This window comes from Streptomyces fuscigenes (genome assembly GCF_021556455.1).
GTDB classification, from domain to species: domain Bacteria; phylum Actinomycetota; class Actinomycetes; order Streptomycetales; family Streptomycetaceae; genus Streptomyces; species Streptomyces fuscigenes.
The window spans coordinates 1-6383 of the sequence record NZ_JAKGCV010000319.1; the positions used below are offsets into that span (position 1 = coordinate 1).

Annotated in this window: 5 protein-coding genes; 3 read left to right on the plus strand and 2 right to left on the minus strand. The window is 75.5% G+C overall.

What is annotated here, in order from left to right; translation table 11 throughout:
• Positions 1 to 19: 19 nt before the first annotated feature.
• Together L1885_RS21125 and L1885_RS21130 are read right to left on the minus strand one after the other, a co-directional pair.
• Positions 20 to 697 (minus strand): DedA family protein, encoded by a 678-nt coding sequence (locus L1885_RS21125; protein WP_235798742.1) that lies wholly within the window; start codon positions 695 to 697, stop codon positions 20 to 22.
• A gap of 14 nt (positions 698 to 711) precedes the next feature.
• Positions 712 to 1503 (minus strand): MBL fold metallo-hydrolase, encoded by a 792-nt coding sequence (locus tag L1885_RS21130; protein ID WP_235798743.1) that lies wholly within the window; start codon positions 1501 to 1503, stop codon positions 712 to 714.
• Between the two features lie 270 nt (positions 1504 to 1773).
• Between L1885_RS21130 and L1885_RS21135 the strand changes: the two genes are divergently transcribed.
• The 3 genes from L1885_RS21135 to L1885_RS21145 all read left to right on the plus strand — a co-directional run.
• On the plus strand, positions 1774 to 2184 hold the full coding sequence (locus tag L1885_RS21135; RefSeq protein ID WP_235798740.1) for a hypothetical protein: 411 nt from the start codon (positions 1774 to 1776) through the stop codon (positions 2182 to 2184).
• A gap of 197 nt (positions 2185 to 2381) precedes the next feature.
• A complete protein-coding gene (locus L1885_RS21140; protein WP_372481990.1) occupies positions 2382 to 4541 on the plus strand; it encodes an alkaline phosphatase family protein in 2160 nt (719 codons plus the stop codon).
• A gap of 222 nt (positions 4542 to 4763) precedes the next feature.
• Positions 4764 to 6383 (plus strand): alpha-mannosidase (locus tag L1885_RS21145; protein ID WP_235798741.1); only part of this gene is annotated, 1620 nt, incomplete at its 3' end.

Genomic DNA, 6383 nt, shown 5'->3' on the forward strand with positions numbered 1-6383 from the left:
CGCCCCGCGCCGGGGCGCGTCAGGTGTGCTGGCCCTGGCCCTCCTCCCGTCCCTCCGCGCCGCCCCCGTCGTCCGCGCCCGGGGCGGGGCGCAGCCTGCGCCACGCGGCGGGGACCGCCGCGACGAGCACCGTCAGGCCGACCGCCGTCGCGACGCCCTGCCAGGGCCGCGGGAACAGCGAACCGCCGAGTATGCCGATCAGCTGGTAGGTGGCGGCCCAGGCCAGGCACGCCCAGACGTCGCCGCGGGCGAACGACCGCATGGGCCATTTCGCCAGGAGGCACGCGAGCATCACCGGGACGCGCCCCGCCGGCACCAGGCGGGACAGGACGAGGACCGCGACGCCGTGGTCGGCGAGCTTCTCCTGCGCCTGCGCGAGCCGTTCGGGCGGCGCGTGCTCGCGCAGCTTCTCCAGCCAGCGCGAACCGTTCTTCGAGCCGACGCCGCGGCGGCCGAGCCAGTACAGGGCCATGTCGCCGAGGAAGGCGGCCGCCGACGCCACCAGGAACGTGTACAGCATCGACAGCGGTTCCGACTGGTGGAACGCCACCACCGCGGCCGAACTCACCACGGCGCCCGTCGGGACGACCGGCACCAGCGATCCCAGCACCACCAGCAGGAACACGGACGGATACCCGGCCGCCTGCGCCGACTGCACCGGGAGCCGCGGGGTCGGCGTCGCGAGGACCTGCCACAGCGCGTGTGCCCCCGTCACCGCGCCACCTCGGTCCTGGCGCTCTCGCCGTGGTGCAGCAGGCGCACGGTCACGTCCGGCGCGATCCGCCCCGCCTGTGCGACGAACTCCGTGCCGGGCGTGTGGAACTCGTGCGGACGCACCCCGTCGAAACCGATGGGCCAGTACGTGCCGTAGTGCACGGGCACCGCCGTGGCGGGCGCGAGCAGGGCGGCGGCCCGCGCCGCCCGCTCCGGATCCAGGTGGTCGGGGCCGAGGTTGGGGCCCCAGCCGCCGACCGGCAGCAGGGCCGCGTCCACCGGCCCGACCGCCTCGGCCATGCCGTCGAACAGCCCGGTGTCGCCCGCGAAGTAGGTCACCGACTCGCCGCTGATGACGTATCCCAGTGCCGGTGACATCCGGGGCCCCAGGGGCAGCCGCCGCCCGTCGTGGCGCGCGGGCACCGCCCGTACCCGCACCGGTCCGACCTCGACCTCGTCGCCCGGCACCACCTCCCGCACGCGCAGGCCCCGCGGGTTGCGCCGCGCGTCGAGCCGCCGCAGCGCCGGCACCGAGCGGGCCGCCCCGCGCGGCACGAGCAGCAGCGTGCCGGGCGCGAGCCGCGCGAGGGAACCGACGTGCAGATGGTCGGAGTGCAGGTGGGAGATGAGCACGGCGTCCGCCACCGCCGCCGCCGCGGTCGGCAGGGCGCCGTTCCTGCGCCGCAGATGGGCGAAGCGCCGCACGAACAGCGGGTCCGTCAGAAGCCGCACCCCCGAGTCCTCGACCGTGCAGGTGGCATGACCCCACCAGGTGATGACGGCTCCCACGGCGACCTCGGCTTCCTCGACCCCGGAGCGCGGGCCCCGGCCGGACACGGCTCTCACCCTACGGTGCCCCCGGACACCGTTCCGAGCCCACCCGAGCCGCCCGGCATCGGCGCCGGGCGACTCGCCGCGGCGGCGTCCGGGCCCCGGCAGTCCGCCCCCGGCGCGCGCCCCCGTACGTCCGCGCGTCCCGACCACCACTTCCCCGGGGCCCGCCGCGGCGCGGTAGTCTCGCCCGCACAAAGGACTTTCGGGACAGCCGGGGGACTGACCATGGCAGAGGCCGGTGTGCGCGTGGCGGCGATCGCCAGCCTGACCCCCCTCGCTGAACTCGAACACGAACCCTTCCTCGTGGACACGCGCAGCCAGCACGCCATGTGTGCCCGCTGGGCCGCGGAACGCGGCTTCGCCGTCACCCGGCAGCTGCTGCTGTACGGGGTGCGGCCGGACCATCCCGGGCTGTGGGTGGACGTCGACGCGGGGCACGTCGACCTGTTCGTCGCGCCCAACGAGCGCGTGCTCGCCCGCGCGTTCACCTCGGCGCGGGAGTTCGCGGACGCCTGCGCGTGCCGGGGCGTCCCGCTGGAGACGGCCCGGTTCGACGAACCCTCCTACAACGCGGGCATGAAGGCGGGCGTGCACCGCAGGCTGTCCATGCCCACCGCCGGCTACGACGGCCGCTGACCTGCACGTCACCGCGCACCGGGGGCCCGCCGCCCGCCGGGGCCCGGCAGCCGCTGTGTCACCCTGGGACGGTGCCCCGCAGGAGCAGCCGCGGGCCGGGAGGGGAGGAACGGGCCGTGGTGCAGCGATGCCGGTGGCGGACGGTGGGCAGGGCGCTGCTGCGCGTACTGACCGTGTGGGCGGCGTCCACGCTCACCATGCTCGCGCTCGCCGGCGTGCTGCCGGACTTCCGCCTCCAGGCCCCCGACGGCGACAGCGCGACCCGCACGGCCCTCACGGCGGCCTGGGGCGCGGGCGCCTTCGGCCTGCTGAGCGCCCTGGTGTGGCCACTGGTGGTGCGCGCCCTGCTGCTCGTGCCCGCCCTGCTGCTCGGCCTCCTCGTGTTCTTCCTCAACGGGTCGCTGCTGCTGCTCGCGCTCGGACTCATCCCCGACGGCCGAGGCGACGTCGGCCCGGAGACCGCGGTGGTCGTGGCGGCGGTCATGTCGGCCGTCGCCTCGGCGACCTCCACCGCGCTCGCCGCCGGAGACGAGTCCGCCTACCCGCGCAGGCTCTCGCGCGTCGCGGGCCGCCGCCGGCGCAGGAACGGCCTGGACGGCGGCGAGGACGGCCCGCCCGGCACCGTGTTCGTGCAGCTCGACGGCGTCGGCCACCAGGTCCTGGTGGAGGCGCTGGCGGCGGGCCTCCTGCCGCACATCGCCGAGCGGCTCGGGCCCGGCGGCACGCACCGGCTCACCCACTGGCGCACCGACTGGTCCAGCCAGACCGGCGCCAGCCAGCTCGCGATCCTGCACGGCAGCAACCACGACGTGCCCGCCTTCCGCTGGTACGAGAAGGACTCCGGCCGCACCATCGTCAGCAACCGGCCGGCCAGCGCCGCCGAACTGCAGCGGCGCGCGGTCAAGAGGACGGGCGACGGGGGCCTGCTCACGCTGGACGGGGCGAGCCGGGGCAACCTCTTCAGCGGCGGCGCCGACCAGTTGGCGCTCGTCCTGTCGATGGCGGCCCGGCGCGGACGCTCCAACCGCTCCCGCGCCGGCTACTTCGCGTACTTCCGCGACCCGGCCAACGCGGTGCGCACCGCCGTCTCGTTCGCCGTGGAGGTCGCCCGCGAAGTGGCGGAGTCCACGCGCGCCCGGCTGCGCGACGAGCACCCGCGAGTCGGCCGCGGCGGCCTCTACCCGCTGATCCGCGCCTTCGCCACCGTCGTGGAGCGGGACGTCGTCGTGGCCGCCGTCATGGCCGACATCCTCTCCGGACGCTCCGCCGTCTACGCGGACTTCGTCGCCTACGACGAGGTGGCCCACCACTCCGGGCCGCGCAGCCGCGACGCCCTGCGCGTCCTCGCCCGCCTCGACTGGTGCGTCGGCGCGATCGCGCGCGCCACCACGTACGCGCCCCGCAGCTACCACCTCGTCCTGCTCTCCGACCACGGGCAGAGCGAGGGCGAGACCTTCGAGGGCGCCTACGGGCTGACCCTGCGCGACCTCGTCCGGGCCGGCTGCGGGCTGCCCGTGCCGCGCCGTGCCGAACGCACCAGGAGCGGCGCGGAGGCCCGTTACGCCGCGCGCCACGCGGTGCGCGCCGCCCTGCACCGGCCGGTCCACGAGGGCACGCTGGAGGAGGGCGCGGTCACCGGCTCGGGACCGGTCGTCCTCGCGTCCGGGAACCTGGGCCTCGTGTCCTTCCCCGACGTGCCGGGCCGCATGACCCGCGAGCAGATCGACCGGCGGCACCCGGCGCTGCTGCGCACCCTCGCGCACCACCCGGGCATCGGCTTCCTGCTGGTCGCCGGCGAGCGCCGCGGTTCGGTGGTGCTCGGCCGGCACGGGACCGAGGTGCCCGTCGCGGAACTCGTCGACGGCGAGGGGCCGCTGCGGGGCTTCCCGCCCGGCGCGGCCGACGCGATCCGCCGCACCGACTCCTTCCCGCACGTCGCGGACATCATGGTCAACTCGATGTTCGACCCGGACACCGGCCGGGTGCACGCCTTCGAGGAGCAGATCGGCTCGCACGGGGGGATCGGCGGCGAGCAGTCGCACGCGTTCCTCATGTCGCCGCTCGAACTGTCCGCACCGCAGGACGTCGCACCCGCCGGCCAGGACGGCGAAGTAGGCGCGGACGGTGCCCGGCTCGTCGGCGCCGAGCAGGTCCACCGCGTCCTGCGGCGCTGGCTGCGCGAGTGCGCCGGCCCCCAGGTGCCGCTGCCGCCGGGCGTCGTGCCCGCCCAGGTCACCGGCCCGGCAGGGGCCGAGGGACGGGCCGCCGCCGGTCCGGTGGCTGCCGCGGAACTCGCGGGTCCCGCCGCGGCCGGCGAGCCGTCCGGCGACGCGGTGGACGACGTGCGCAGCGCCTGAGGGACGGTGACCGCGCGGACCGGGGCCCGCGGCAGGGGTGCCTGGGGGGCCGGCCCGCGCGGCCGGGCGTCCCGGACGCCGGGGAGTCCCGGGAAGTCACGCCGGTCGCCCCCGCGCGTTTCGGAGCCCGGCGGGCGGGAGAAGGATCACAGACGTCTCCGGGCCACCACCAAGCGGCCGTCTCGTCCACCGCACCCGTCCGTCATTCAGGAGTCGTTCCTCATGCACGACGACCGCAGCCTGGTCGAAGCTCGCCTGACGCGCGTCCTCAGGGAGCGCATCCGGCCCGCCGTACACCCCGAGTCCATACCCCTCACCGTCGAGATGTGGGCCGCCCCCGGCGAGCCCGTACCCGTGTCCGAGGGCCTCGCGGCCCCGACCGAACCCATCACGCCCGGCACCCCTTGGGGCGCCCCCTGGGGCACCAGCTGGTTCAAGGTCGGCGGGACGGTGCCCGCCGAGTGGGCGGGCCGCACCGTGGAGGCCGTGCTCGACCTCGGCTTCACCAAGGCCACGCCCGGCTTCCAGTGCGAAGGGCTCGTCTACCGGCCCGACGGCACCCCCGTCAAGGGTCTCCACCCGCGCAGCGCGTACGTCCGCGTGGGCAGCCCCGCCCGCGGCGGCGAGGAGGTCCTCTGGCACATCGAGGCGGCGTCCAACCCGGACGTCCAGGACGGCGCCCACCCCTTCGAGCCCACGCACCTGGGCGACAGGAGCACCGCGGGGGACCGGCCCCAGTACGTGCTGGGCCGGATGGACCTCGCGGTCCTGGACGAGACCGTCTGGAACCTCGTCCTCGACCTGGAGGTGCTGGGCGAGCTGATGGCGGAGCTGCCCGTGGAGGGCAGCCGGCGCTGGGAGATCCTGCGGGCCGTGGACCGGGCGCTCGACGCGGTCGACCTCCAGGACGTGGGCGGCACCGCCGCGGCCGCCCGGGAGGAGCTGGCCGGCGTGCTCGCCGCCCCGGCCGTGCCGGCCGCGCACCGCATCAGCGCGGTCGGCCACGCGCACATCGACTCGGCGTGGCTGTGGCCGCTGCGCGAGACGGTGCGCAAGGTCGCCCGCACGACCGCCAACATGACGGCGCTGCTGGAGGACGAGCCCGACTTCGTCTACACGATGTCGCAGGCCCAGCAGTACGCGTGGATCAAGGAGCACCGCCCCGAGGTGTACGCGCGGGTCAAGAAGGCCGTGGCGGAGGGCCGGTTCGTCCCGGCGGGCGGCATGTGGGTCGAGTCGGACACCAACATGCCGGGCTCCGAGGCGATGGCCCGGCAGTTCGTGCACGGCAAGCGCTTCTTCCTCGACGAGTTCGGGATCGAGAACGACGAGGCGTGGCTGCCGGACACCTTCGGCTTCGCCGCCGGGCTGCCCCAGATCATCAAGGCCGCCGGCTCCAAGTGGCTGCTCACCCAGAAGATCTCGTGGAGCAGGACCAACTCGTTCCCGCACCACACCTTCGACTGGGAGGGCATCGACGGGACGCGCATCTTCACGCACTTCCCGCCGGTCGACACCTACAACTGCGCGATGGAGGGCCGCCAGATCGCGCACGCGGCCCGCAACTTCAAGGAGAAGGGCGCCGCGAGCGTGTCCCTCGCCCCGACCGGGTTCGGCGACGGCGGCGGCGGCACGACGCGCGAGATGGTCGCGAAGGCGGCCCGGCTGAAGAACCTCGAAGGCTCCCCTACCGTCCGCTGGGAGTCGCCTTCGGAGTTCTTCGCGAAGGCGGAGGCGGAGTATCCGGACCCGCCGGTGTGGGTGGGTGAGCTGTACCTGGAGCTGCACCGGGCGACGCTGACGAGCCAGGCGGGCACGAAGCAGGGCAACCGGCGCAGCGAG